Source organism: Cupriavidus sp. FW305-F7, from assembly GCF_058782875.1.
Map to the genome: position 1 here is coordinate 52575 of NZ_JBYSYC010000008.1, position 26028 is coordinate 78602.

19 protein-coding genes are annotated in these 26028 nt (G+C 68.4%); 16 read left to right on the top strand and 3 right to left on the bottom strand.

The genetic code is table 11. The features are described 5' to 3' along the window. Nucleotides 1-67 precede the first annotated feature (67 nt). The 13 genes from AC3WL8_RS09700 (at nt 68) to AC3WL8_RS09760 (ending at nt 16652) form a co-directional block, all read left to right on the top strand. On the top strand, nt 68-1093 hold the full coding sequence (locus AC3WL8_RS09700; RefSeq protein WP_211980463.1) for a D-2-hydroxyacid dehydrogenase family protein: 1026 nt from the start codon (nt 68-70) through the stop codon (nt 1091-1093). A gap of 228 nt (nt 1094-1321) precedes the next feature. Then, a complete protein-coding gene (locus AC3WL8_RS09705; protein WP_041228251.1) occupies nt 1322-2494 on the top strand; it encodes an MFS transporter in 1173 nt (390 codons plus the stop codon). A gap of 138 nt (nt 2495-2632) precedes the next feature. After that, a complete protein-coding gene (locus tag AC3WL8_RS09710; RefSeq protein WP_249221219.1) occupies nt 2633-3298 on the top strand; it encodes an MOSC domain-containing protein in 666 nt (221 codons plus the stop codon). 259 nt (nt 3299-3557) lie between these two features. Further along, entirely contained in the window at nt 3558-4796 is a 1239-nt protein-coding gene (locus AC3WL8_RS09715; protein ID WP_492378196.1) for an efflux RND transporter periplasmic adaptor subunit, read from the top strand. A 3-nt stretch (nt 4797-4799) separates the two neighbouring features. Then, complete coding sequence (locus AC3WL8_RS09720; protein WP_492378197.1) at nt 4800-7997, top strand: efflux RND transporter permease subunit; 3198 nt, start codon at nt 4800-4802, stop codon at nt 7995-7997. Nucleotides 7998-8160: 163 nt separating this feature from the next. Continuing rightward, nucleotides 8161-9009 carry a ChaN family lipoprotein gene (locus AC3WL8_RS09725; protein WP_492378198.1) on the top strand — a complete coding sequence of 283 codons (849 nt, stop codon included), beginning with the start codon at nt 8161-8163 and terminating at the stop codon, nt 9007-9009. 326 nt (nt 9010-9335) lie between these two features. Then, nucleotides 9336-10304, top strand: a complete 969-nt coding sequence (locus tag AC3WL8_RS09730) for a tripartite tricarboxylate transporter substrate binding protein (RefSeq protein WP_013958464.1) — start codon at nt 9336-9338, stop codon at nt 10302-10304. Between the two features lie 215 nt (nt 10305-10519). Beyond that, nucleotides 10520-10993, top strand: a complete 474-nt coding sequence (locus tag AC3WL8_RS09735; protein WP_153955222.1) for a tripartite tricarboxylate transporter TctB family protein — start codon at nt 10520-10522, stop codon at nt 10991-10993. A gap of 32 nt (nt 10994-11025) precedes the next feature. Next, on the top strand, nt 11026-12540 hold the full coding sequence (locus AC3WL8_RS09740) for a tripartite tricarboxylate transporter permease (RefSeq protein WP_492378199.1): 1515 nt from the start codon (nt 11026-11028) through the stop codon (nt 12538-12540). A 124-nt stretch (nt 12541-12664) separates the two neighbouring features. Further along, nucleotides 12665-13723, top strand: a complete 1059-nt coding sequence (locus AC3WL8_RS09745; protein ID WP_492378200.1) for an AbrB family transcriptional regulator — start codon at nt 12665-12667, stop codon at nt 13721-13723. 50 nt (nt 13724-13773) lie between these two features. After that, nucleotides 13774-14196 (top strand): PaaI family thioesterase, encoded by a 423-nt coding sequence (locus AC3WL8_RS09750; RefSeq protein ID WP_492378201.1) that lies wholly within the window; start codon nt 13774-13776, stop codon nt 14194-14196. 22 nt (nt 14197-14218) lie between these two features. After that, complete coding sequence (locus AC3WL8_RS09755) at nt 14219-15115, top strand: patatin-like phospholipase family protein (protein WP_492378202.1); 897 nt, start codon at nt 14219-14221, stop codon at nt 15113-15115. A gap of 67 nt (nt 15116-15182) precedes the next feature. Next, nucleotides 15183-16652 (top strand): dihydrolipoyl dehydrogenase family protein, encoded by a 1470-nt coding sequence (locus AC3WL8_RS09760; RefSeq protein ID WP_013958470.1) that lies wholly within the window; start codon nt 15183-15185, stop codon nt 16650-16652. Between the two features lie 3 nt (nt 16653-16655). On the opposite strand, the gene AC3WL8_RS09765 is transcribed toward AC3WL8_RS09760, so the two are convergent. Further along, nucleotides 16656-18122 carry a sensor histidine kinase gene (locus AC3WL8_RS09765; protein ID WP_013958471.1) on the bottom strand — a complete coding sequence of 489 codons (1467 nt, stop codon included), beginning with the start codon at nt 18120-18122 and terminating at the stop codon, nt 16656-16658. 2 nt (nt 18123-18124) lie between these two features. Further along, nucleotides 18125-18799: a response regulator gene (locus tag AC3WL8_RS09770; RefSeq protein WP_013958472.1), complete on the bottom strand. Its 675-nt coding sequence runs from the start codon at nt 18797-18799 to the stop codon at nt 18125-18127. A 296-nt stretch (nt 18800-19095) separates the two neighbouring features. On the opposite strand from AC3WL8_RS09770, the gene AC3WL8_RS09775 reads away from it, so the two are divergent. Then, the gene (locus tag AC3WL8_RS09775) at nt 19096-20190 is read left to right on the top strand and encodes an ABC transporter substrate-binding protein (RefSeq protein ID WP_194946867.1); all 1095 of its coding nucleotides are present in this window, start codon (nt 19096-19098) and stop codon (nt 20188-20190) included. 9 nt (nt 20191-20199) lie between these two features. Here AC3WL8_RS09775 and AC3WL8_RS09780 read toward each other — a convergent pair whose 3' ends face one another. Continuing rightward, entirely contained in the window at nt 20200-20943 is a 744-nt protein-coding gene (locus tag AC3WL8_RS09780) for a TetR family transcriptional regulator (protein ID WP_153955225.1), read from the bottom strand. A 615-nt stretch (nt 20944-21558) separates the two neighbouring features. Here AC3WL8_RS09780 and AC3WL8_RS09785 point away from each other — a divergent pair. Next, nucleotides 21559-22809: an efflux RND transporter periplasmic adaptor subunit gene (locus AC3WL8_RS09785; RefSeq protein ID WP_013958475.1), complete on the top strand. Its 1251-nt coding sequence runs from the start codon at nt 21559-21561 to the stop codon at nt 22807-22809. A 64-nt stretch (nt 22810-22873) separates the two neighbouring features. After that, a complete protein-coding gene (locus AC3WL8_RS09790) occupies nt 22874-26026 on the top strand; it encodes an efflux RND transporter permease subunit (protein ID WP_013958476.1) in 3153 nt (1050 codons plus the stop codon). Nucleotides 26027-26028 lie beyond the last annotated feature (2 nt).

Here is a 26028-nt window from a genome sequence, read left to right on the forward strand (position 1 = left end):
GCCGGCGCGCAGCTTGGTGGCCGCGCGCACCAACCGGCACAAGACCGTTAGACAACCAGAGTTGCCGATGAAGATTGCCGTACTCGACGATTACCAGGATGCCGTGCGCAAGCTGCCTTGCTTCAGCTTGCTGGAGGGGCACGACGTCAAGGTGTTCAACAACACCGTCAAGGGCGTGGGCCAGCTGGCCGCACGCCTGTCAGACGTCGAAGCCGTGGTGCTGATCCGCGAACGCACTCGCATCACCCGGCAACTGCTGGAAAAACTGCCCAAACTCAAGATCATCAGCCAGACCGGCCGGGTCGGCGCCGGCCCCGGCAACCATATCGACCTGGACGCCTGCACCGACCGCGGCGTGGCCGTGCTCGAAGGCGTGGGTTCACCGGTGGCGCCGGCCGAGCTGACCTGGGCGCTGATCATGGCCGCCCAGCGCCGCATCCCCCAGTATGTCGCCAGCCTGAAGCACGGCGCCTGGCAGCAGTCGGGGCTGAAATCGACGACGATGCCGCCCAATTTCGGCCTGGGCCAGGTGCTGCGCGGCCAGACCCTGGGGATCTGGGGCTATGGCAAGATCGGCCGGCTGCTGGCCGGCTATGGCCGGGCCTTTGGCATGAAGGTGCTGGTCTGGGGCCGCGAGGCGTCGCTGGAAGGCGCCCGTGCCGACGGGCTGGGCGTGGCCGAATCCAAGGAGCAGTTGTTTGCCGACAGCGATGTGCTGTCGCTGCAGCTGCGCCTGAACGACGACACCCGCGGCATCGTCAAGCAGACTGACCTGACGCGCATGAAGCCCACGGCACTGTTCGTCAACACCAGCCGCGCCGAACTGCTGGAAGAGAACGCGCTGGTCACCGCGCTGAACCGCGGCCGCCCGGGCATGGCGGCGATCGACGTGTTCGAGTCCGAGCCGATCCTGCAGGGCCACGCGCTGCTGCGCATGGAAAACTGCATCTGCACGCCGCACCTGGGCTATGTGGAGCGCGACAGCTACGAGCTGTACTTCCGCACCGCGTTCCAGAACATCCTGGACGTGCTGGCCGGCAACCATGACTGCATCGTCAACCCGAAGGCGCTGGCGCCGGTGCTGACGCGCTGAGTCACCAGCGGCCGGATTCCCTCCGGACAGCCCGCCCCGACACCACCCCTGTTCCGCCATGCGGGACAGGGGTGTTTCACATCTGGCCGGGCATTTTCTCTGGAAAACGCGAATTCCACGAAACCGCTACACTCGGGACTTCCCTTACCGCCCGGCCTGCCACGGCCCGCGGCAGCCCAGACAACAACAAGGCGCCCTCCTGCGCCAATCCCTATTCCCAAGGCCGGCATGGACCCCAGGCTAGTGACGCTCTGCGTCGGCAATTTCGTCATTGGCACCGGTGCGATGATCGTTACCGGCATGTTGAACGACATTGCCGCCGATTTCGGGCTGGGCGCGGCCAGCGCCGGGCAGCTGATCTCGGTGTTTGCGCTGGCCACCTGCATTGGCGCACCGCTGTTCGCCACGCTGGGCTCGCGCATCGACCGCCGGCTGCTGCTGGCCGGGTCGCTGCTGGTCTATGGGGTGATGCACCTGGCCGCCGCGTTCGCGCCCAGCTTTGCGGCGTTGATGGCGATCCGCTTCCTGACCGCGATCGGCGCGGCCATCTATACGCCCCAGACCGCCGCCACGCTGCCGCTGCTGGTCAACGCGCAGACGCGCGGGCGCGCCATCAGCTTCGTGTTTCTTGGCTGGAGCATCGCTAGCGTGGTGGGCGTGCCGCTGGGCACGTGGATTTCCAGCACACTGGGCTGGCGCGTCAGCATGGCGCTGGTCGGTGCCCTGGCGCTGCTGGTCTCGGCGGCGGTCTGGCGCGCGCTGCCGCGCGGGCTGATCGTGCCGCCGGCCGGGCGCGAGGCCTGGGGTGCGGTGCTGCGCCACAAGCCGATCATGCTGGTGGTGCTGACCACCATGATCTCATCGGCGGGCATGTTCACCGTGTTTACCTATATCGCCCCGCTGATGCGCGATGTGTACGGCATCAGCGGCGGCGCGCTTAGCCTGATGTTCCTGGCCTACGGCGCCTGCGGCGTGTTCGGCAATGCCATGGCGGCGTCGCGCATGGACCGGGTCACGCCCAGCCGGATCGTGCAGGTCACGCTGCTGACCTCGATCACGGCCATGGTGCTGTGGCCGCTGGCCGGGCTGGGCAGCGTGGCGCTGGTGCTGCTGTTCATGCTGTGGGGCGTGGGCGGATTTGCCACCAACAGCGCGCAGCAGGCGCGGCTGGTGCTGCTGGCGCCTGAGCGGGCATCGGTGTCGATCTCGCTGAATTCTTCGTCGATCTACCTGGGCCAGGCGGCCGGCGCCATGGCCGGGGCTGCCATCTATACGCTGGCCGGCGCCGATACGCTGCACTGGGGTGCGGCGGCGCTCATGCTGGTGGCGCTGGCGGTATCGCAGCGCGCCCGGGCGCTGGGCTGCCAGTGGCAGCGGCCGCAGGCGGCGCAGCAGGCGTGATGCCGGGCTGAACCCCGAGGCGGCTCCCCGCCGCCGGGTTCCTTGTGAGGGACCGCACCAAGCACTTGTCCACAGTGTTATCCGCCCCGTTATCCTCAGGCATATCCGCAGCTTATCCACAGCCCTTTCCACAACCGGATGAACAACCACGAAGCGGGGGCGCACGTGAGCGAATCCAGACCTCGGCCGGGCCTTGCGCGTGTGCTGGCGGTCAGCATGGCCAAGGCCATCCCGTTGGTGGTGGCCGGGGCGGGCACCGAGGCGGTGGTGCTGTCGGGCATTCGCAAGCACCCTGTCAGCACCCTGCTGCACCCGTTGCGGGTACAGGTGCAGCCGCTGGGCCTGGCCGGCGACGAACAGGGCGACCTGACCGTGCACGGCGGGCTGGATAAGGCGGTCTACGCCTATCCTTTCGAGCACTACCCGTGGTGGAATGCGCGCCGCCGCGCCTGCGGGCAGCCCGAGTCAGGCCCACCGTTGCCGTTTGGCGCCATGGGCGAGAACCTGACCCTGGAGGGGCTGCTTGAATCCCAACTCTGGATCGGCGACCTGGTGCGCGTGGGCACGGCCCTGCTGCGGGTGGAGTCGCCGCGCAAGCCCTGCTACAAGTTCAACGCCGCGCTGGGCTACCGCCACGCGGTGCGCGACATGATCCAGAGCGGCTACTCCGGGGTCTACCTGAGCGTGGTGCTGAAGGGAGAAGTGCGCGCCGGCGATGTTGTGGTTGTGCAGGCCGGGCCACGCGAACTGTCGGTGGACAGCGTCAATCAGTGGCGCCGCGATGGCCGGCGGCAGCTTTTCTGATAATGTTTGTCTAACCATACAAGCGCCCCGCTACACACATCTCCGGCTTCCCCTGTGGCCCGGACGGCGTTTGCCGGCGCCGGGCATTACCAGACCCTTGCAACCCTGTAACGGACTGTAATACGCGGCGCTGGCTCCGGCGGGCGAAGCGCGGTATCAGTAGAGTCTTTGCGCGACACGCACCGGCAACATCTGGACACAACCAGCCGGGCGATCACGGGGAGTGGCGCGAAGACGCGGTGCAGAGGGTCCACACAATATGAAATCTGACAGGATCGACCAGCCCAAGGGCTTCGTCGACAGCAACTGGAGGGCGGCCACCGGAACCGGGCGCGGCCGCGTGTCGCCGTGGGCGGTGGTGGCCGTGCTGCTGGTCATTGCCGGGCTGGGCTGGTTTGCGTGGCGTATCTGGTTCGCGCCCAAGCCGGCGCCCAAGGCGCCGGCAGTCGTGGTGGTGTCCACTGCGCGCGTGCAGCAGGGCGACGTGCCGCTGCAGGTCACGGCCAACGGCAATGTCACCGCGCTGTCCACCGTCGAGGTGCGCCCGCAGGTGTCCAGCACCGTGCGCACCGTCCATATCAAGGAAGGCCAGACGGTCAAGCCGGGCGACCTGCTGTTCTCGCTCGATACCCGCATGGACGAGGCCAACCTGGCCAAGGCGCAGGCCCAGCTGCTGCGCGACCAGGCTGACCTGGCCGATGCCCGCCGCACGCTCGCGCGCAGCCAGGAGCTGCTGCAGCGCAACTTCATCTCCAAGAGCGCGGTCGACACGGCCCAGGCCAAGGTGGATGGCTTTGCCGCCACCGTGCGCGCCGACCAGGCCGCCATCGACGCCAGCCGCGTGGCGGTCAGCTACGGCGCCATCCGCGCCACCATCAGCGGCCGCACCGGCGTGATCAACGCCTTCCCGGGTTCGCTGGTGCTGCCCAACAGCACCCAGCCGATGGTCATCATTGCCCAGGTGCAGCCTATCGCCGTCACTTTCAGCCTGCCCGAGCGGCAACTGGGCGCGCTGCGCGAGGCGCTGCACGCGGGCCCGGTGCAGGTCACCGCGCTGCCCAACGACGGCAGCAAGACGCCGGTGACCGGCAGGATCACCTTTGTGGATAACACCGTCGATCCGCAGTACGGCACCATCCGCGTCAAGGCGCAGTTCGACAATGATGAGCAGCGGCTGTGGCCGGGCACCTATGCCAACGTCAACGCCGTGGTGCAGACCCTCAAGGGCGCGCTGTCGGTGCCGCCGCAGGCGGTGGTGACCGGCCCGGAAGGCCGCTTTGTCTATGTGGTCCAGCCCGACAGCAAGGTCGCGCGCGTGCCGGTGCAGGTGGTGACCACCACGGCCGCCGCCGCTGTGGTCGAGGGCGTGCAGCCCGGCGCCCGCGTGGTGGTGGAGGGCACGCAGAACCTGCGCCCCGGCGCGCTGGTGCGCGAAGCCCCGGCCGCCGGTGCCTCGGCCGCCGCCGCCCGCCCGGCCAGCGCCACCGCGGGGCACTGAGCCATGACGCTGTCTGAACTCTGCATCCGCCGTCCGGTGATGACGGTGCTGCTGTGCCTGGCCGTGGTGGTCACCGGCATCGTGCTGTACCCGACCATCCCCATCGCCGCGCTGCCCAGCTTCAATTCGCCGGTGATCCAGGTCACCGCGACCCTGCCCGGGGCCAGCCCCGAGACCATGGCGGCATCGGTCGCCACGCAGCTGGAAAAGCAGTTTGCGACGATCCCGGGCGTGTCGGTGATCAGCTCGTCGAACACGCTCGGCAACTCCAGCGTCACCATTGAATTCAACAACGACCGCAATATCGACGACGCGGCCGTCGACGTGCAGGCGGCGCTGTTCCGCGCCCAGCGTTCGCTGCCGATCGAGATGACGGTGCCGCCGTCGTACCGCAAGGTCAACCCGGCCGATGCGCCGGTGCTGCTGCTGGCGATCAACTCGCCGGCGATGAGCCTGGCGGACCTGAACGCCTTCGGCGACAACCTGATCTCGCCCACGCTGGCCACGCTGCCGGGGGTGGCGCAGGTGCAGATCTTCGGGCAGAAGCGCTTTGCGGTGCGCGTGCGCGCGCACCCGGATGCGCTCGCCGCGCGCGGGCTGACGCTGGACGAGCTGGCCACGGCGCTGAACCGCGCCAACGCCAACACGCCGGTGGGCACGCTCGACAGCGCGCGCCAGACCCTGACCATCCAGGCCAACCGGCAGCTGACCAGCGCCGACGCCTTCCGCAACATCATCGTCGCCAGCCAGCCCAACGGCGCGCTGGTGCGGCTGTCCGACGTGGCCGAGATTGAGGACAGCGTCGAGACCATCAAGACTGGCAGCTGGCTCAACAACGAGCGCTCGATCGTGCTGGCGGTGCTGCGCCAGCCCGACGCCAACACCGTGGCGGTGGTCGATGCCATCAAGGCCGCCCTGCCCCGCCTGATCGCGCAGATGCCGGGTTCGGTCAATGTCGCGGTGGTCAACGACCGCTCGAACTCGATCCGCGAATCGATCCACGACGTGCAGTTCACGCTGGCGCTGACGGTGGCGCTGGTGGTGATGGTGATCTTCCTGTTCCTGCGCCGCGCCGCCGCCACGCTGATCCCCACGGTGTCACTGCCGATCTCGCTGATCGGCACGGTGGCGCTGATGAAGGCGTTTGGCTACAGCCTGGACAACGTCTCGCTGCTGGCCATCACGCTGGCGGTGGGCCTGGTGGTGGACGACGCCATCGTCATGCTCGAGAACATCGTGCGCCATATCGAGGACGGCGTGGCGCCGCTCAAGGCCGCGCTGGTGGGTTCGCGCGAGATGGGCTTCACCATCCTGTCGATCTCGATCTCGCTGGTGGCGGTGTTTATCCCGATCTTCTTCATGCCGGGCGTGATCGGGCTGTTGTTCCATGAGTTCGCGGCGGTGGTGTCGCTGGCGATCCTGGTGTCGGCGCTGGTGTCGCTGACGCTGATCCCGATGCTGTGCGCACGTTTCCTGTCGGCCGAGAACGTGCCGGTGGATGAATCGCACCATGCCTACGGCGACCACGTGCCAGCGCAGCCCGCCATCGCGCAGAAGCAGACCTTCGGCATGCGCTCCACGCAGTGGTTCGAGAACCTGTTCGAGTTCACGCTGCACCGCTATGCGCGCGGGCTGGACTGGTGCCTGACGCATCGCCGCACCGTGCTGGCGGTCGCAGGGCTGACGTTCGTGCTGACCGCCGTGCTCTTCGTCACCATTCCCAAGGGCTTCTTCCCTGAGGAAGACATCGGCCAGATCCGCGTCAACGCCGAAGGCCCGCAGGACATCTCCTTCGACGCCATGGCCGAGCGCCTGCGCGACGCCGCCGAGCGCATGCGCGCCAACCCCGCGGTCAAGAGCATCGTGGTCGCCATCGGCGGCGGCCCGTCGCCGGCCATCAACACCGGGCGCATGTTTGTCGAACTGAAGCCGCGTGGCGAACGTGAGGCCATGCCCAGGGTGATCGAGTCGCTGCGGCGCGATGTTGCAGGGGTGCCGGGGCTGGCGGTGTACTTTGCGCCGGTGCAGAACCTGCAGCTGGGCGGGCGCCAGAGCAAGAGCCGCTACCAGTACACATTGCAGAGCGTGAAGGCCGGCCAGCTGCAGGACTCCTCCGACAAGCTGATGGCGAAGATGCGCGCCGATCCGATCTTCCGCGACGTCACCAGCGATTCGCAGCAGTCCGGGCTGGAGGCGCACCTGTCGATCGACCGCGACAAGGCCAATGCGCTCGGCGTGCAGATGCAGGACGTGCGCACCGCGCTTTATTCCGCTTTCGGCGAGCGGCAGGTGTCGACCATCTACACGCCGATCGACAACTACTACGTGATCCTGCAGGCGGCCGATGTCGACCGCACCGACGAGAGCGCGTTCTCCAAGCTCTATGTGCGCAGCAAGACCGGCCAGATGGTGCCGATCTCCGCCTTCGCCACCACCGAGCGCCGGGTCGGGCCGATCGCCGTCAACCACCAGGGACAGCTGCCTTCGGTGACGGTGTCGTTCAACCTGGCGCCGGGCGCGGCGCTGGGCGATGCTTCGGCGCGCATCGACCGCTACCGGCAGGAGATCGCCATGCCCAGCTCGATCTTCACCAGCTGGGGCGGCGACGCGGCAGTGTTCCAGTCGTCGCAGACCACGCAGATCGTGCTGCTGGTGGCGGCCATCGCGGTGATCTACACGCTGCTGGGCGTGCTGTATGAAAGCTATATCCACCCGCTGACCATTCTGGCGGGTTTGCCCTCGGCGGCGGTGGGCGCGTTGCTGACCTTGTTTATCTTCAACGTGGAGCTGTCGCTGATCGCGGTGATCGGCGTGCTGATGCTGATCGGCATCGTCAAGAAGAACGCCATCATGATGATCGACTTCGCGCTGGCCGCGCAGCGTGAACAGGGCATGCCGCCGGCCAAGGCGATCCGGCAGGCGTGCCTGCTGCGCTTCCGGCCGATCATGATGACGACCTTTGCCGCGGTGATGGGCGCGTTGCCGCTGGCGCTCGGCTTAGGCGCCGGTGCCGAGCTGCGCCAGCCGCTGGGCCTGGCCGTGGTCGGCGGCCTGCTGTTCTCGCAGGTGATTACGCTGTTCATCACGCCGGTGATCTACCTCGCGCTGGACCGGTTCTCCGGGACGGGGCCGCTGCAGATCGATTCGGAGGGGAACAAGCTGCCGGAGAAGGCGCCGGGCGAGACGGTGCACCAGCACTGAGGCACCGGCAGGCAAGAGGTGGCCGCAGCTTTGCTGCGGCCTCTTTGCTTTCGAGGCGCCGGCCAGGGTCGACGACGTGACCATCATCACCAACCCGGGCAACAAGCGGGAGCGCAGGCCGCCAACCCCGCCACGACAACGAGGTAAGGAAAGGAACCGCGTGATGTCACTCCGTTTTCCTGTCGCAAACATGCGTGCCGGCATGCTGGCCGCCGCTGTCGCTGTGCTCGCCACCGGCTGCGCGGCCACCCGCCCCGCGCCCGAGGCGGTCAGCGCCGCCTTTGCCGGCAAGTCTTACGTGCTGTTGGGCGAGGTCCACGATAACGCCGCCGCGCAGCAGCAACGCCTGGCCGCGCTGACGCGTGCCGTCGAGCAAGGCTGGCGCCCGGCCATCGCCATGGAACAGTTTGACCGCGAGCGCCAGGGGGATATCGAGCGCGCCCGCCGCGAGCGCCCGCGCGATGCCGACTACCTGATCGCTCAGGCCGGCGGCGGTGCCTGGCAATGGCCGCTGTACCGGCCGGTGGTGGCGCTGGCGTTGCAGTACGACCTGCCGCTGGTGGCGGCCAACCTGTCGCGCGCCGACGCCGGCAAAATCGTGCGCGGCGGACTGGACAGCCTGTTCCCGGCCGGCGAGCGCCAGCAACTGGGCCTGTCCGGTGCGCTGCCCGACGACCTCGTGGCGGCGCAGACGGCGGTGCTCGACCTGGGCCACTGCGGCAATTTCCCAAAGGCCATGCTGCCCGGGATGCTGGCGGCGCAGGCCGCGCGCGATGCGGTGATGGCGCAGACGCTGCGCCCCTACGCGCTGCGCGGCGCGGTGCTGATCGCAGGCAACGGCCACGTGCGGCGCGACATCGGCGTGCCGCGCTGGCTGGGGGCGGGCGTGGCGCAGGTGGTCAGCGTGGGGTATGTGGAAAACCCGCCGGCCGACGGCGAGTTCGACATGGCCGTGGTGGTGCCGGCGGTGGCGCGCAAGGACCCATGCCTGCAGGCGAAGCCGGCGGGTTGACGGGCCTGCGCCCGCGCTGCAATGCGCCATCCACGTAAACCCCGACCCATTCTCCCCCCAATTGACAGCCTTTTGACAGTTTCCGCCGCCTAGAATCCGCCCCATGACCGGTAATTCCGGTCTGACGTTCACCAAAAATCCAAGAACAGTCCCGGCCACGCCCCGCCGCGCCGGACAGGAGACAAGCACCGGCACTGCGCCTTTCGCACAGTCCCCCCGGGCTACCTTCCCGTCCTCGCAACGCAGTGGCAGCCGGAACGCCCGGGTCGGATCGCGGCTGCCAGCAGGCTGGCACGGCGCATCCCCGGTACAACCAGGAGACCGCTATGCGCCGTACCTATTCCCGCCTGGCCCATGCCGTGATGGCATCGGCCGCCGTTGCCGCCACCTTCGCCGCCGCGCCGGCCTTTGCGCTGGACAGCGTCAAGGTCATGATCGGCGCCAACCCGGGCGGCGGCTTTGACCAGACCGGCCGCTCGCTGGGCGCCGCGATGATTGCCGCGGGCACGGCCAAGACCGCCTCGTATGACAACAAGGGCGGCGCCGGTGGCACCATCGCGCTGACCCAGTTCGTCAATACCGACAAGGGCAACCCCAATGCGCTGATGGTGGTGGGCGCCGTGATGGTGGGCGCGATCGAGACCAACAAGCCGCCGGTCACGCTGAAGAACGCCACCCCGATCGCGCGCCTGTTCGCCGACACCATGGTCATCACCGTGCCGGCCAGCTCGCCGATCAAGTCGGTCAAGGACCTGACCACGCAGCTCAAGGCCAACCCGGGCAGCGTCAGCTGGGGCGGCGGCTCCAAGGGTTCGATCGACCACATCCTGGCCGGCCTGATTGCCAAGGAATCGGGCGTCGATCCCAAGAAGATCAACTACGTACCCTTCCAGGGCGGCGGCGAAGCCTCGGCCTCGATCATGGGCGGCCACGTGACGGTGGGCATTGCCGGCGTGTCGGAATTCCTGCCCTTCATCAAGAGCGGCAAGATGCGCGCGCTGGCGGTGACCTCCAAGGACCGCACCGCCGATATCCCGACGCTCAAGGAGCAAGGCGTGAACGTCGAGATCTACAACTGGCGCGGCGTGTACGGCGCGCCCGGCATCAGCGCCGAGCAGCGCAAGGCCATGATCGACGCCGTGGTCAAGGCCACCGAGAGCAAGTCCTGGAAGGACACGCTGCAGAAGAACGACTGGACCCCGTTCCTGCTGACCGGAGACGAGTTCGGCAAGTTCGTCGACAGCGAATCGGCCCGCCTGGGCGGCTCGCTGCGTGAACTGGGCGTGGCCAAGTAAGAACCGCCCGCAGCACCGCTTCAACCCGCTTTACCTGTCGTGCCTGCCAACCCCGCCGGTGAACCCGGCGGCAGGAAAACGGCGCAGGGCCCGGTGTCCACCTGCGATACCAGACAAATAACCATACGTCGCCGGGCCCTGCCGCCGCGCGGGCAGCACCTGCCAGCGTCGCGGACGCCAGCGCCCCTGCTGGCGACAAAGGCCAAGGAGTCTCCATGAAACCCTCGCACCTCGCCATCGGCATTGCCGTGCTGGCGCTCTCGCTGTTCTTCTTCCTCGGGCTGTCCGGCATTTCCGGCGAAGAGGGTTATGCCGGCCTGTCGCCGCGCTTCATGCCCACGCTGGTAGCCGTCGGCCTGGCGGTGTGCGGCGCGCTGCTGACGTGGCAGGGCGTACGCGGCGGTTTCCGCAACATGCCGGAAGAAGATGCCGAGCTGCCGGACGCGCCGCACAACTTCGGCGGCTTCCTGTGGGTGGCCGCGGGCCTGGTGCTGAACATGGCACTGATCGGCACGCTTGGCTTCGTGTTCGCTTCCACACTCCTGATGGTGTGCGTGGCGCGTGGCTATGGCAGCCGCCGCATCGTGCGCGATGCGCTGATCGGCCTGTGCATCACGGTGCCGATGTGGGCACTGTTTGAATTCCTGCTCGGCATCAACCTGCCGCTGCTGCCCATCGCTGGCTTCTGAGCCCGCCCGCCCGACCAGCAAGGAGTCTTCGAATGGATACCCTCAACCTGCTGATGCACGGCTTTGCCGTCGCGATCACGCCAATCAACCTGATGTGGGCCCTGGTGGGCTGCTTCCTCGGCACCGCCATCGGCGTGCTGCCCGGCATCGGCCCCGCGCTGACGGTGGCGATGCTGCTGCCGCTGACCGCCAAGGTGGAACCAACCGCGGCGCTGATCATGTTCGCCGGCATCTACTACGGCGCGATGTACGGCGGCTCGACCACCTCGATTCTGATGAACACCCCGGGCGAGTCTTCCACCATGGTGACAGCCATGGAAGGCAACCTGATGGCCAAGAACGGGCGCGCCGGCCCGGCGCTGGCCACCGCGGCGATCGGCTCGTTCGTGGCGGGCACCATCGCCACCGTGCTGCTGTCGATGTTCGCGCCGGTGGCGGCGGACGTGGCGCTGCAGTTCGGCCCGGGCGAGTATTTCATGATCATGCTGCTGGCCTTCACCACGGTCTCCGCCGTGCTGGGCTCGTCGCTGCTGCGCGGCATGACCGCATTGTTCCTGGGCCTGGGCATCGGCCTGATCGGCATGGATTCGCTGTCGGGCCAGACCCGCTATTCGATGAACGTGCAGGAGCTGTACGACGGCATCGACATCGTGGTGGTGGCGGTGGGCCTGTTCGCCGTGGGCGAGGCGCTGTTCAACGCGTTCTTCCCGCAGCCGGCGGGCTCGTTCAACAAGCTCAGCTCGGTCCACATGAACAAGTCGGACTGGAAGCGCTCGGTCCCTGCGTGGCTGCGCGGCACCCTCATCGGCTTCCCGTTTGGTCTGATCCCCGCCGGCGGCGCCGAGATCCCGACCTTCCTGTCGTATGCCACCGAGAAAAAGCTGTCGGACCACAAGGAAGAGTTCGGCAAGGTCGGCGCGATCGAAGGCGTGGCCGGCCCCGAAGCCGCCAACAACGCCGCGGTGACCGCGACGCTGGCGCCGCTGCTGACGCTGGGCATCCCGACCTCGAACACCACCGCGATCCTGCTGGCCGCGTTCCAGAACTACAACCTGCAGCCGGGCCCGATGCTGTTCCAGACCTCGGGCGACCTGGTGTGGGGCCTGCTGGCGTCGCTGTATATCGGCAACGTCATGCTGCTGGTGCTGAACCTGCCGGCGATCGGGCTGTGGGTGCGCATGCTGCGCGTGCCCACGCCGCTGCTGTACGGCGGCATCCTGATCTTCGCGGGGCTGGGCGCCTACGGCATCCGCCAGTCGTGGTTCGACCTGCTGCTGCTGTTCGTGGTCGGCCTGCTGGGCATGGTGATGCGCCGCTTCGACTTCCCCACCGCGCCGGTGATCGTGGGCATGATCCTGGGGCCGATGGCCGAGAAGCAGCTGCGCAATGCGCTGTCGATCGGCCAGGGCGACTGGACCCTGTTCCTGCGCCAGCCAATCTCGGCCACCATCCTGGCGCTGACCGTGGCGGTGGTGGTGATCCCGCGCCTGTTGCGCTGGCACGCGACCCGCACCTCGGCGCACGCGCAGGCCGACAACGCGGCATGATGCGCGCGATCTTGCGGTAAGCTTTGCGAGGCCCGCACGCCAATGGTGTGCGGGCCTCTTGTCTTTCGTCGTCCGTCTTCCAGAACAACAAGCCGCCGGCGCTCCCGCGCCAGGCCGCTGTCACATGCGTCTCTTCTCCAACCCCTGGCTATCCGCGCTGCCCACGCTGGCACTCGGGCTGGCCGCCGCCCTGCTCTGCACCGCGCTGCATACCCCGCTGCCGTGGATGATCGGCCCGTTGCTGTCCGTGGCCGCCGCGCGCATGGCCGGGGCCGACCTGCGGGCGCCGTCGCAGGCCCGCAATGCGGGCCAGTGGGTGATCGGCGCGTCGCTCGGGCTCTACTTCACGCCGGACGTGGTGGCGCGGCTGGTGGAGTACCTGCCCTACATCATTGCCGGCTCGCTGTTCGCGCTGGTGCTGGGCGCGGGCGGCGCCATCCTGCTGCGGCGGACCACCGGCGTGGCCTTCAAGACCGCGTTCTTCTCCACCGCCATCGGCGGCGCCTCGGAGATGGCCAACCTGGCCGAGCGCAACGGCGCGCGCATCGACCAGGTGGCGGCCGCGCATTCGCTGCGGGTGCTGATGGTGGTGGTGACCGTGCCGGCGATCTTCCAGTACGGCGGCATCCACGGGCTCGACCCCTATATCCCCGGCCCGCGCGTGGTCAGCGCGCCGGGGCTGCTGGCGCTGATCGCCATCACGCTGGGCGTGGCGCTGCTGGTGAAGCGGCTGAACATGCCCAACCCGTTCGTGATCGGCACGCTGCTGGCCGCAGCGGTGTTGACTGCATCCGGGATCGAACTGTCGGCGATCCCCACCTGGATGAGCCGTGCCGGCCAGCTGCTGATCGGGGTCTCGCTGGGGGTGCGCTTCTCGCGCGAGTTCCTGCATACCGCGCCGCGCTTCCTGTCGGGCGTGGCGCTCTACACCGTGCTGGCGCTGGTGGTATCGGCGCTGGTGGGCTGGGGGCTGTCGGCGGTGTCGGGCGCGCACCCGGCCACGGTGATCCTGGGCACCACGCCGGGCGGCATTGCCGAGATGTGCATCACCGCCAAGGTGCTGGAGGTGGGGGTGCCGCTGGTGACCGCGTTCCACGTGATCCGGATGGCCTTCGTGGTGCTGGCCACCGGCCCCCTGTATCATTGCCTCAAACATCGCGTCGCGCCGGAGGAGACAGAGTAGCGGTCCGCCACAGGACGGCTACGGTGCGGCCAGCCAGAACCAGGAGCGCCATGTCCGAAGCCGCACCGCAATTCAGCCTCACCGATATCGACGCCACGCTGGAGCGCGTGCTGGCGCCATGGGTGCGCCAGCTCGGCCTGCGCGCCGAAGCCGTCGATGCCCAGGGCGTCACGCTGCGCCTGCCGTTCAGCGAGTCGTTCCGCCATGCGGGCGGCGTGGTCTGCGGCCAGGTGCTGATGTCCGCCGCCGATACCGCCATGATCATCGCCGTGGCCAGCGCGCTGGGCGCCTTCCGCCCGATGACCACGGTCACACTCACCACCAACTTCATGCGCCCGGTGATCGACGGCGACGTGCTGGTGCGCGCCAACGTGCTGCGCCTGGGCAAGACCGTGGTGTTCGGCGAGATCGAGCTGACCGGCCCCGACGGCAAGCTGGCGGTGCAGGCCACCACCACCTACACCCTGCTCTGATCCGCTCGCAACGCCAGCGTCCATGACCTCCGGCCACGCCAATCCCTTCGACCAGATCGTCTTTGCAGGCGGCGGCAACCGCTGCTGGTGGCAGGCGGGCTGGTGGGACACAGTCGCGCCGGAACTGCAGCTGCGCCCGCGCGTGATCGCCGCGATCTCGGCCGGCGCGGCGACGGCGTGCATGGTCTATGCGCACGACTCGCACCAGACCATGGACTACTACCGCGAGGTGCTGTCCAACAACCGCCGCAATGTCTACTGGGGCAACCTGCTGCGTAATGAGCGCGTGTTCCCGCATTACGGCATCTACCGCACCGCGCTGCTGACGATCTTCGCCGACGGGCGCCTCTCGCACCTGCAGCAGGCGCCGGAAATCCGCATCGGCGTGGCCCATATCCCGCGCTGGAGCGGCCCGCGCCTGGCGGTGGCAGCGGGGCTGCTGGCGTACAACATCGACAAGCATGTGCTCAAGACGCTGCACCCGCGGCTGGGGCGCAAGCTGGGCTTCCGCCCGGAGTTCGTGCGCGCGCAGGACTGCGCCTCGCCCGAGCAACTGGCCGACCTGCTGCTGCAGTCGGCCTCCACGCCGCCGTTCACGCCGGTGCTGCGCCGCAGCGGCCGCCCGGTGCTGGACGGCGGGCTGGTCGACAATGTGCCCGTGGACGCGCTCGATGCCACCCCGGGCAATGTGCTGGTGCTGGTGACACGGCTGTATCCGCGCCCGCGCCGTTTCGTGCTTGAGCAAGGCGGCCAGCGCCGCCTGTACCTGCAGCCCTCGCAGCGCGTGCCGATCTCGAGCTGGGACTACACCCGGCCCGATGCCATGACGCACGCCTATGAGCTGGGCCGCCGCGACGGGGAAACTTTCCTGCGCGAGTGGCCGTCGATCCTGAATACCGAACTGCGGCCCGCTGCCTAGTGTTTCGTTTGCTGGCGCTGGCCTGATTGTTGTCGATGCGGCCCGCGTGCCGCGACAGGAGGCATGGATGACTAAGCGCCAGACAACCCCCGCCGGGGCCAAGGAACCGCGGCGCGCCCGCGAGGTCAGCGCGGCGCCGCCGGTGGAGCAGGTGCCGCGCGTGCGCAACGGCCGCACGCGGCGCAACGACAAGGTGCGCAAGGCAGACCTGGTGGTGATCGGCGGCGGCTCGGGCGGCGTGGCCTGCGCGCGGCGCGCCGCCGCGCACGGCGCACGCGTGATCCTGGTCGAGCGCGATGCCATCGGCGGCACCTGCGTCAACCGCGGCTGCGTGCCCAAGAAGATGCTGTCCTACGGCGCCGGCTGGTCGGCGATCCTGTCGGGCTGCCTGTCGCACACGGGCGGGCATGAGGACTGGCGCGACGCCATCGTCCGCGTCAACGCCGAAGTCGCGCGGCTGAACGCGGGCTACACCCAGCGCCTGCACGAATCCGGCGTGGAAATCCTGCGCGGCGATGCGCTGGTCACCGGCAAGGGCGAAGTGCGCGTCGGCGACGAGACCATCCACGCGCGCCGCATCCTGATTGCCACCGGCGCGCGCCCGCGCGCGCTCGAAGTCCCCGGCGGCGAACTGGCCGCCAGTTCCGACGACGTCTTCACCTGGCAGACCGTGCCGGGTTCGATCGCGGTCATCGGCGGCGGCTACATCGGCGTGGAGCAGGCCTCGATCCTGTCGCGCTACGGCGTCAAGGTAGACCTGATCGTTGCCGGCGACCGGCTGCTGCCCCACTTCGACCACGACATCTCCCGGTCGCTGGCCGATGCACTGACCGCGCGCGGCGTGCGCCTGCACCTGAACGCCAGGGTGCACCTGCTGAGCCAGGCCAACGGCGCGGTGGAAGTCTGCTACCGCCCCACCGACCGCCCCGGCCAGACCGAGGCCGTGCGTGCGCAGGCCGCGCTGGCGGCGATCGGGCGCATTTCCAACGTGCAGGGCTTCGGGCTGGAGGCGGTTGGCGTGGACTTTGGCGACAAGGGCGGCATCCGCGTGGACCGCCAGTTCCGCAGCAACGTGCGCGGCATCTACGCGCTCGGCGACGCCATTGACGGCCTGCACCTGACACCGGTGGCCACCGCACAGGGCCGCTGGCTGGCCGACCGCCTGTACGGCCGGCGCGGCGAACGCGCCGATTTCGACTTCGTGCCCACCGCGGTGTTCTGCGAGCCCGCCATCGGCGCCGTGGGCCTGACCGAGGCCCAGGCGATCGCAGCCGCCGGCAAGCCCGAACGCATCCGCACCGTGGTCAAGCGCTTTGTCTCGCTGGAAAACCGCTTTGGCGGCACGGCCCACCAGTCGATGTTCAAGCTGGTGCTGAATGCGCGCAGCGGGCGCGTGCTGGGTGCGCACCTGATGGACGACGCCGCGCCCGAGATCGTGCAGACGCTGGCCGTGGCGTTGCGGCTGGGCGTGCGCGAATCGCACCTGGAGACCACGGTGCAGCTGCATCCGACGGTGGCAGAAGAGTTGTTTGGTTAGGCGTTATTCACCGATGGGCAGCTTCAGCACCGCGCGCACGCCGGTGCCCTGCAGCCCATCGCCAAGCTCCACCGTGCCGCCAAACCGCGCCGCCATCTCGCGCGAGATGGCCAGCCCCAGCCCGGAGCCCGGCTCCGCATTGCCCACGCGCCGGTAGAAGCGCGCGAAGACTTTTTCGCGCTCTTCGGCCGGAATGCCCGGGCCATCGTCTTCCACCACCAGGCAGGCGGTCTGGTCGGCGCGCGTGGCCGACAGCGTGATGCGGCTGCCGCGCGGCGAGTACTGGATCGCGTTGTGGACCAGGTTGGCCAGCGCCTCGCGCAGCAGCGCGGGGTCGGCGCGCACCGGCAGCTTCAGCCCCGCCACCGGCTCCCAGCCGAAGTCCTGCTGCTTGCCGCGCGCCAGCGGCAGGTAGTCCAGCGCCACCTGTTCGGCCACGGTGACAGCGTCGATGATGTCGATGCCATCGGCTTCCTGGGCGGCTTCGCCGTGGTGCTGGCGTACCCGCGCCAGCGCCAGCAGCTGGTTGGTCAGGCGCGCGGCCTGCTCCAGCTGGGTGACGATGCCGCCCACGGCTTCGCCGGCGGCCTGGCGCGCGGCCTCGGGGTCGGGCGCGCGCAGCTGGCGCTGGGCGTATTCGGCCTGGGTCTTCAGGATGGCCAGCGGCGTGCGCAGCTGGTGCGCGGCATCGGCGATGAACTGGGCCTGCGACTGCGCCATTGCCGCCGAGCGCGACACATGCAGGTTGACCGCGTCGACCAGCGGGCGCACCTCGGCGGGCACGCGCTCGAACGTAAGCGGTGTCAGGTCGTCCGGCGAACGCGCTTCCACATCGTCGCGCACGCGCGCCAGCGGGCGCAGCACGTAGGTGACGCCGCCCACCAGGATGCCGGCGCTCAGCAGGATCAGCAGCAGGTCGCGCGCCAGCGCGCTGCGCCAGACCGTACCGATCAGCGTGGTGCGCGGCTCGGCGGTCTCGGCCACCTGGATGATCACGCGCATGCGCGCATCCGGCCGGTACACCGGCCGCGCCATGGCGGCGATGCGCACGGCCTCGCCCCGGTATTCGGCGTCGTAGAAGCGCGGCTGGTTGTTGACGAGGTTGCCGGCCGGCAGCGGCAGGTCGTCGTAGCCGGTGACGGTCTCGACCTGGCCGGCGCGCTCGGTCGACACGCGGTAGAACACATGGGTCTGCGCCGCGGTCTCGAACATTTCCATGGCGGCGTCGGGCAGGGTGAGCTGGACGCTGTCGCCGGCCATGCCGATGGCATTGTCGATGGCGCGGATCGAGCCATAGAGCGAGCGGTCATAAGCCGTGTTGGCCGCGTCGCGCAGGGTGCCGTAGGTCAGCCAGGTGTCGATCGCCATCATCGCCGCCAGCGCCGGCACCAGCAGCAACAGCAGTTGCCGGCGCAGGCTGCCGCGGCGCCACAGCAGCACCGGATGGCGCGGCCACATCCGCAAGTGCATGATTAGCGCCCGGCCTCAGGCTCCAGCAAGTAGCCGAAGCCGCGCAGCGTGACGATGGTGACGCCGTGCCCGGCCAGCTTCTTGCGCAGCCGGTAGACCAGCACCTCGATCGCGTCGGGAGAGACATCGGCGTCGAGCGAGAACACCTTGTCGAGCAGCTGCGCCTTGGTCAGCGGCTGGCCGCTGCGTGCCAGCAGCGCGCCCAGCAGGGTCGATTCGCGCGGGGTCAGCGCCAGCGGAGCGCCGTCCAGCGTGAAGCTGCGGGTCTCGCCGTCGAATACCAGCGTGCCGCACTGCAGGCGCGGATGCGCGCGCCCGCGGCTGCGCCGGATCAGCGCCAGCAGCCGCGCTTCCAGCTCGGCAATGGCAAAAGGCTTGGGCAGGTAGTCGTCGGCGCCAAGGTTCAGGCCGCGCACGCGTTCGTCCAGCGTGTCCTGCGCAGTCAGGATCAGCACGGGGGTGCGGTCGTCGCGCCCGCGCATGGACTTGAGCACGGCCAGCCCGTCCTTGCCGGGCAGGCGCAGGTCGAGCAGCACCGCGTCGTATTCCTCCGCCTGCAGGCGGGCCTCGGCCTGCAGCCCGTCGGCGACGTGCTCGATCACAAAGCCGCCCTGCTCCAGCGCGCGGGCGACCCAGCGTGCCAGTTCGATTTCATCCTCCACCAGCAGGATGCGCATGCCGGTCTCCTCCTCTGCCGGTTTGGTCCATATTTCGGTTGCGGCGGCGGAAAACGTCCGGATAACAGGGGGCTGCACCGATGGAGCGCGCCCGCCGCGGGCGCCTATAATACCCCCGCCCCGCTGGTCCCGGCGCGTGTTGTCCGCGCGCCCGCTCCCTTCCACAGGCAGTTCTTCCGTTTCCGACCACCGTGCCCACGCGTCCACCCCCGCCGTCCCTGCCGTGCGCCTGCGAGCCGCCTGCCTCGGCGCAGCGCCGCCGCCTGCTGGGCGCGTCGCTGCTGGCTGGCGCCACCTTGCCGGCCGCATGGCCCCTTCATGCCCAGTCTAGGCCGCCGGCGCCGCCGCCGGGGTATCCGTCCGGGTATGACGCCACCATCGCCGGCGCCATGCGCGAAGGCATGGTCACGGTCTATGCATCGACCGACCTGAAAGTGGCGCAGCCGCTGATCGCCGCGTTCGAGGCGCGCTACCCGGGCATCCGCGTGCACTACCAGGATCTCAACACGATCGATCTGAACCAGCGCTTCCTGGCCGAGACCGCGGCGCTGGGCGGCAAGCGGCCCGCGCCCGATGCGGCCTTTGCCGACGTGCTGTGGAGCACGGCGATGGACCTGCAGATCAAGCTGGTCAACGACGGCCATGCGCAGCGCTACGCCTCGCCCGAGCGCGCCGGCCTGCCCGGCTGGGCGGTATGGCGCGACGAGGCCTGGGGCACCACTTTCGAGCCCGCGGTGATCGTCTACAACCGCCACCACCTGGCCGGCATGCGCCCGCCGCGCAGCCGCAGCGGGCTGGCGCGGCTGCTGCAGGAACACGCGCCGCGCTGGCATGGCAAGGTGGTGACCTATGACGTGGAGCGCTCGGGCGTGGGCTACCTGCTTGCGCAGCAGGACGCGCGCATGGGCAGTGAGTTCTGGTACCTGGCGCAGGCGCTGGGGCGCGCCGGGGTGCAACTGTCGGCGTCCACGGCCGAGATGATCGAGCGCATCGCTAGCGGCGAGCTGGTGATGGGCTACAACCTGCTGGGTTCGTACGCGCTGTCGCTGATGGAGCGCGGCGCGGCCATCGACGTGATCGCCCCGCGCGACTACACGCTGGTGATGTCGCGGGTGGCCTTTATTGCCCGGCGCGCGCCGCGGCCCAATGCGGCGCGGCTGTGGCTGGACTACCTGCTCTCGCGCGAGGGCCAGGCGCTGCTGGCCAAGTCCACCTCGCAGCTCTATACCATCCGCACCGATACCGACAGCGTGCACACCGCGGCGGCATTGTCGGAGCGGCTGGGCTACGCGCTCAAGCCGATCAGCGTCGGCCCGGGCCTGCTGGCCGCGCAGGACGCGATGCGCAAGCGCGCCTTCCTGGCGCGCTGGCGCGAGGCCATGCGCGGCTAAGCGCGGCGCTCAGGGCACCAGGTCGCCGGTTTCGAGCCCGCCCGGTTGGGCGTTCGGGCAGGCCTGCTGGCACAGCGTGGACAGTTCCCGGTCCAGCGCCGCCATCGGGCGCGGCACGTAGCCATGGCGCAGCGCCGGTGAGAACTTCAGGGTATCGATAAAGGCGTCGGACATGCGCTCGGCGTTGGCGTCGAGGTCGAAGTCCTGGGGCGAGAACAGCCAGTGCGCCAGCACCCCGCCGATGGCGGCATGGAAGGCGTTGACGGCCAGGTCCAGGTCCAGGTCGGCGGGCAGCTGGCCGCGCTCCAGGGCCAGGCGCAGGTGTTCGCGCATCTTGATCAGGCCGTCCTGGTGCGACTGGCGCTGGCGCTCGAAGATGGCGCCGTTGTCCTGCACCATTTCACACTTGTGGAAGATGATCTCGAACACCCGGCGCCAGCGCGGGTTGACCACGGTCTGGCGCATCACATAGGCGCAGATGTCGCGGATTCCCCCCAGCGGGTCTTCCTGGCGCGCGAGCCGCTCGGGGTCGCACAGCGCTTCCACGGGCAGGTTGACGCGGTCGCACATGGCGGCGAACACATCGCTCTTGTTCTTGAAGTGCCAGTAGATCGCGCCGCGCGTGACACCCGCCGCCTCGGCGATGTCGGCCAGCGACGGGCGTGCCACGCCGCGGGCGTGGAACACGGCTTCGGCCGCGTCGAGAATCCGGTGGCGCGTTTCAAGCGCCTCTTCCTTGGTACGTCTGACCATTTTTGTCTCTGGTGCCGGCGGCATGACGCGATGGAGCCGTCATGGCCAGCCTTGTTGGTTCTCCCTGGTGCGGCCGCTGAGGCAGCCGCACGGGCCGGCGCATGCGCCGGCGGGTCGTTGTCGTCACATGCCAAAGTGCTTGCAGCCTGCGAGCCGACACGACGGCGCGCATCCTAACCTGAGCCGGCGGTTTGCGCCGTGATTCCGAACGGGTAGGACGCAATTCGGACCGATCGGTTGGGTTTGACCGGGCTCGGGATCCGTATTGCCGCGGCCCCGCGGCGCCGGTTGTGCGCCGAAAGGCCCTTCTGCAACATCAACTTAACATACATGCTTGAATGTATATATAATACGCGCTTGCCCGGCGTTCGGCCAGCCGCCTTCTGTGACATACCCAGCACAGCTGGCAATCCCTGCCGCAGGCCAGCCGGTCATGAATCCAGTCGTTACATAAAAGCCACCGTTCGTCGCATTTGACATTGCGACGCCGCGATTTGTGGCTAGCATCACGCTTTTGTCCGCCGCAAACCGTGCGGCGTGCTGTGTCGTTTCCGTTTGTCGGATGACAGGTCGGGACGATGCGGCAGATCTCAAATTGCCATCATGGGGTTATCGATGAGGAAGTCCCAACGTATCCGTTGCGTTGCAGCCTATGCACTAGCGGCGCTGTCTGCCGTGGCGCTTGTTGCCTGTGGCGACAAGAAGGCCGAAGGCGGCCCCCCGCCCCCGCCGGAAGTGGGTGTGGTGACCGTGACGCCGTCGCCGGTCGCCGTCGTCAATGAACTGCCGGGCCGCCTGGAAGGCATCCGCACGGCCGAAGTGCGTGCTCGCGTCGAAGGCATCGTGCTGTCGCGCAACTACACCGAAGGCGGCGAAGTGAAGGCCGGCCAGGTGATGTTCCGCATCGACCCGGCGCCCTACCAGGCCACGCTGGCTTCGGCCCAGGCCGCGCTGCAACGCGCCGAGGCCAATGCCGTGTCGGCGCGCCTGAAGGCCGAGCGCTACAAGCCCCTGGTGGCCGTCAACGCGGTCAGCAAGCAGGAGTACGACGACGCCGTGGCCTCCGCCGGCCAGGCCAATGCCGACGTGGCTTCGGCCAAGGCGGCGGTGCGCACCGCCCAGATCAATCTGGGCTACACCACCGTGACCGCGCCGATCAGCGGCCGTGCCGGCCGCGCGCTGGTGACCGAGGGCGCGCTGGTGGGCAAGGGCGAGGCGACCAAGCTGGCGCTGGTGGAGCAGGTCGACCCGATGTGGGTCACCTTCACCCAGCCGGCTTCGGAAGTCACGCGCCTGCGCCGCGCCATCGAGTCCGGCATGGTCAAGGGCATGAACGGGGGCGCCAAGGTGCACCTGTATGTCGAAGACGGCCGCGAGTACGAACAGACCGGCAAGCTGCTGTTCTCTGACATGACCGTGGACCCGACCACCGGCGCGATCACGCTGCGCGCGCAGTTCCCCAACCCGAAGCGCGAACTGCTCTCGGGCACCTTCGTGCGCGTGAAGATCGAGCAGGGCGTGGATGAGAACGCACTGACCGTGCCGCAGCGGGCCCTGATCCGTGGCGCGCAGGGTGCCAGCGTGATGGTGGTGGGCACGGACGGCAATGTCGCGGCGGTGCCGGTCAAGGCGCCGCAGGCCATTGGCGACAGCTGGGTGGTGACCGAAGGCCTGAAGGGCGGCGAGAAGGTGATCGTCGAGGGCCTGCAGAAGATCAAGGTCGGTGCGCCGGCCAGGGCCGTGCCGTTCAAGCCGGCCGGGGCCTCGGCACCGGCCGCGGCGACGGCCTCCGCCCCGGCGACGCCGGCCTCGGCCCCCAAGGCCGAGAGCCAGCAGCAAGCCAAGTCTGACGCCAAGCAAGGCTGAACCCTGCCGTACCACCAATACGGCAAATACGGCTAGACCGCTAGACCAAGAGGGAGCCAGTTTTATGGCCAAGTTTTTTATCGACCGGCCGGTGTTCGCGTGGGTGCTCGCGCTGATCATCGTGCTGGGCGGCATATTGGCGATCCTGCAGTTGCCGATCGCGCAATATCCGAACATCGCCCCGCCGACGATCTCGGTCACCGCCACCTACCCGGGTGCGTCGGCCAAGACGCTGGAGGATTCCGTCACCTCGGTGATCGAGCAGGAGCTTAACGGCGCCCCTAACCTGCTCTACTACAACTCCACCAGCGAGTCGTCCGGCCTGGCGAGCATCACCATCGCCTTCGCGCCGGGGTCGAACGTCGACCTGAACTCGGTCGAAGTGCAGAACCGCCTCAAGCGCGTGGAAGCGCGCCTGCCGGCTGAAGTGCGCCAGCAGGGCGTGCGCGTGGACAAGGCCGGGAACAACTACATGATGTTCCTGACCGTGTCGTCCAAGTCCGGCACGGCTGATGCGATCCAGCTCGGCAACTATGTCTCGGCGCAGGTGATCGACTCGATCCGCCGCGTGCCGGGCGTGGGCCAGGCCGACCTGTTCGGCACCGAGTACGCCATGCGGATCTGGCTGGACCCGGCCAAGCTGACCGGCTACAACCTGACCCCGACCGACGTCACCGCCGCGGTGGGCGAGCAGAACATCCAGGTCGCCGTGGGCGAGCTGGGCGGCACGCCCTCGCCCAAGGGCACCGAGCTCAACGCCACCGTCACCACCGAAAGCCGCCTGACCACGCCGGAGCAGTTCGGCAACATCCTGCTGCGCACCAACCCGGACGGGTCGTCGGTGCGTATCAAGGACGTGGGCCGCGTGGAACTGGGCGGCGCCGACTACTCGACGCTGGCCCGCACCAACGGCAAGCCGTCGGCGGCCATCGCCATCAAGCTGGCCCCGACCGGCAACGCGCTGGCCACGGCCACCGCGGTGCGCGCCAAAATGGAAGAGCTGTCCAAGACCTTCCCGGCGGACTACCAGTACTCGGTGCCTTACGACACCTCGGCCTTCGTCAAGATCTCGATCGAGGAAGTGATCAAGACGCTGCTGGAAGCCGTGGTGCTGGTGTTCCTGGTGATGTACCTGTTCCTGCAGAACTTCCGCGCCACGCTGATCCCGACCCTGGTGGTGCCGATCGCGCTGCTGGGCACGTTCGGCGCGCTGCTGGCGTTCGGCTTCTCGATCAACGTGCTGACCATGTTCGGCATGGTGCTGGCCATCGGTATCCTGGTGGACGATGCCATCGTGGTGGTCGAGAACGTCGAGCGGATCATGAGCGAGGAAGGACTCTCGCCACGTGAAGCCACGCGCAAGGCCATGGGCCAGATCACCGGCGCCATCATCGGCATCACGCTGGTGCTGACCGCGGTGTTCATCCCGATGGCGTTCTTCTCGGGCTCGGTGGGCAACATCTATCGCCAGTTCTCGCTGTCGCTGATCTCGTCGATGGCGTTCTCGGCGCTGCTGGCGCTGACGCTGACCCCGGCACTGTGCGCGACGCTGCTCAAGCCCGTCGAAGCCGGCCATCATCATGAGAAGACGGGCTTCTTCGGCTGGTTCAACCGCACCTTCGCGCGCGCGTCGACCAGCTACCAGGGCGTGGTGGCGCGCATCCTCAAGCGCACCGGCCGCTACCTGATCATCTACGCGGTCATCATCGTCGGCGTGGTGGTGCTGTTCAAGCGCCTGCCGTCGTCGTTCCTGCCCGACGAAGACCAGGGCTACATGATCACCGTGGTGCAGCTGCCCAACGGCGCGACCCAGGACCGTACCATCGGCGTGCTCAAGCAGATCGAGGACTACTACCTGCAGAAGGAAAGCAAGGTGGTGGACCAGATGATCACGGTGGCGGGCTTCTCCTTCTTCGGCCGCGGCCAGAACGGCGGTATCGCGTTCGTGCGACTGAAGGACTGGAAGGAACGCACCGGCGCCGGCGAGACCGCGCAGGCGCTGGTCGGCCGTGCTTTCGGCGCGCTCTCGTTCATCAAGGACGCGATCATCTTCCCGCTCAACCCGCCGGCGATTTCCGAGCTGGGCAACTCCTCGGGCTTTGACTTCCGCCTGCAGGACCGCACCGGCCAGGGCCACGCCAAGCTGATGGAAGCGCGCAACATGATGCTGGGCATGGCGGCCAAGAGCCCGGTGCTGATGGGCGTGCGCCCGGAAGGCCAGGAAGACGCGCCGCAGCTGCAGATCGACATCGACCGCGAGAAGGCCAAGGCGCTCGGCGTCACGGTGGCCAGCATCAACTCGACGCTGTCGATTGCGTTCGGCTCCAACTACGTCAACGACTTCATCTATGAAGGCCGGGTGCGCAAGGTGATCGTGCAGGCAGAAGGCTCAGACCGCCGCCTGCCGGACGACCTGACCAAGCTGCGCGTGCGCAACAGCAACGGCGACATGGTGGCGTTTGCCGCGTTCGCGACCTCCAAGTGGGTGATGGGCTCGCCGCGCCTGGAGCGCTACAACGGCATGCCGGCGGTGAAGCTGGCGGGCCAGGCCGCGCCGGGCCGCAGTACCGGTGAAGCCATGCGCGTGATGGAAGAGAACTTCGCCAAGCTGCCGCCGGGCTTCGGCTTCGAGTGGTCCGGCCAGTCTTATGAAGAACGCCTGGCCGGCTCGCAGGAACCGATCCTGTACACGCTGTCGCTGATCATCGTGTTCCTGTGCCTGGCCGCGCTGTATGAAAGCTGGTCGATCCCGTTCTCGGTGCTGCTGGTGGTGCCGCTGGGCGTGCTCGGTGCGCTGCTCGGCGTGACGCTGCGCGGCATGCCCAACGACGTGTACTTCAAGGTGGGCCTGATCGCCACCATCGGCCTGTCGGCGAAGAACGCCATCCTGATCGTGGAATTCGCCAAGGACCTGCAGGCGCAGGGCAAGGGCCTGATCGAAGCCACGCTGGAAGCGGTGCACCTGCGTTTCCGACCGATCCTGATGACGTCGATGGCGTTCATCCTGGGCGTGCTGCCGCTGGCGATCGCCACCGGCGCGGGCTCGGGCAGCCAGCGCGCCATCGGTACCGGCGTGATGGGCGGGATGATCACGGCCACGGTGCTGGCGATCTTCCTGGTGCCGGTCTTCTTCGTCGTGGTGCGCAAGCGCTTCAAGGGCAGTGCGCGCCAGCGCATGCTGGACCAGAAGTGGCACGAGCCGAAAGAGGAAATCTGAAT

Bases quoted from the DNA above. Each gene is read 5' to 3' on its own strand.
- AC3WL8_RS09700 (WP_211980463.1), top strand. From the start codon at position 68: ATGAAGATTGCCGTACTCGACGATTACCAGGATGCCGTGCGCAAGCTG.
- AC3WL8_RS09705 (WP_041228251.1), top strand. From the start codon at position 1,322: ATGGACCCCAGGCTAGTGACGCTCTGCGTCGGCAATTTCGTCATTGGC.
- AC3WL8_RS09710 (WP_249221219.1), top strand. From the start codon at position 2,633: ATGAACAACCACGAAGCGGGGGCGCACGTGAGCGAATCCAGACCTCGG.
- AC3WL8_RS09715 (WP_492378196.1), top strand. From the start codon at position 3,558: ATGAAATCTGACAGGATCGACCAGCCCAAGGGCTTCGTCGACAGCAAC.
- AC3WL8_RS09720 (WP_492378197.1), top strand. From the start codon at position 4,800: ATGACGCTGTCTGAACTCTGCATCCGCCGTCCGGTGATGACGGTGCTG.
- AC3WL8_RS09725 (WP_492378198.1), top strand. From the start codon at position 8,161: ATGTCACTCCGTTTTCCTGTCGCAAACATGCGTGCCGGCATGCTGGCC.
- AC3WL8_RS09730 (WP_013958464.1), top strand. From the start codon at position 9,336: ATGCGCCGTACCTATTCCCGCCTGGCCCATGCCGTGATGGCATCGGCC.
- AC3WL8_RS09735 (WP_153955222.1), top strand. From the start codon at position 10,520: ATGAAACCCTCGCACCTCGCCATCGGCATTGCCGTGCTGGCGCTCTCG.
- AC3WL8_RS09740 (WP_492378199.1), top strand. From the start codon at position 11,026: ATGGATACCCTCAACCTGCTGATGCACGGCTTTGCCGTCGCGATCACG.
- AC3WL8_RS09745 (WP_492378200.1), top strand. From the start codon at position 12,665: ATGCGTCTCTTCTCCAACCCCTGGCTATCCGCGCTGCCCACGCTGGCA.
- AC3WL8_RS09750 (WP_492378201.1), top strand. From the start codon at position 13,774: ATGTCCGAAGCCGCACCGCAATTCAGCCTCACCGATATCGACGCCACG.
- AC3WL8_RS09755 (WP_492378202.1), top strand. From the start codon at position 14,219: ATGACCTCCGGCCACGCCAATCCCTTCGACCAGATCGTCTTTGCAGGC.
- AC3WL8_RS09760 (WP_013958470.1), top strand. From the start codon at position 15,183: ATGACTAAGCGCCAGACAACCCCCGCCGGGGCCAAGGAACCGCGGCGC.
- AC3WL8_RS09765 (WP_013958471.1), bottom strand. From the start codon at position 18,122: ATGCACTTGCGGATGTGGCCGCGCCATCCGGTGCTGCTGTGGCGCCGC.
- AC3WL8_RS09770 (WP_013958472.1), bottom strand. From the start codon at position 18,799: ATGCGCATCCTGCTGGTGGAGGATGAAATCGAACTGGCACGCTGGGTC.
- AC3WL8_RS09780 (WP_153955225.1), bottom strand. From the start codon at position 20,943: ATGGTCAGACGTACCAAGGAAGAGGCGCTTGAAACGCGCCACCGGATT.
- AC3WL8_RS09785 (WP_013958475.1), top strand. From the start codon at position 21,559: ATGAGGAAGTCCCAACGTATCCGTTGCGTTGCAGCCTATGCACTAGCG.
- AC3WL8_RS09790 (WP_013958476.1), top strand. From the start codon at position 22,874: ATGGCCAAGTTTTTTATCGACCGGCCGGTGTTCGCGTGGGTGCTCGCG.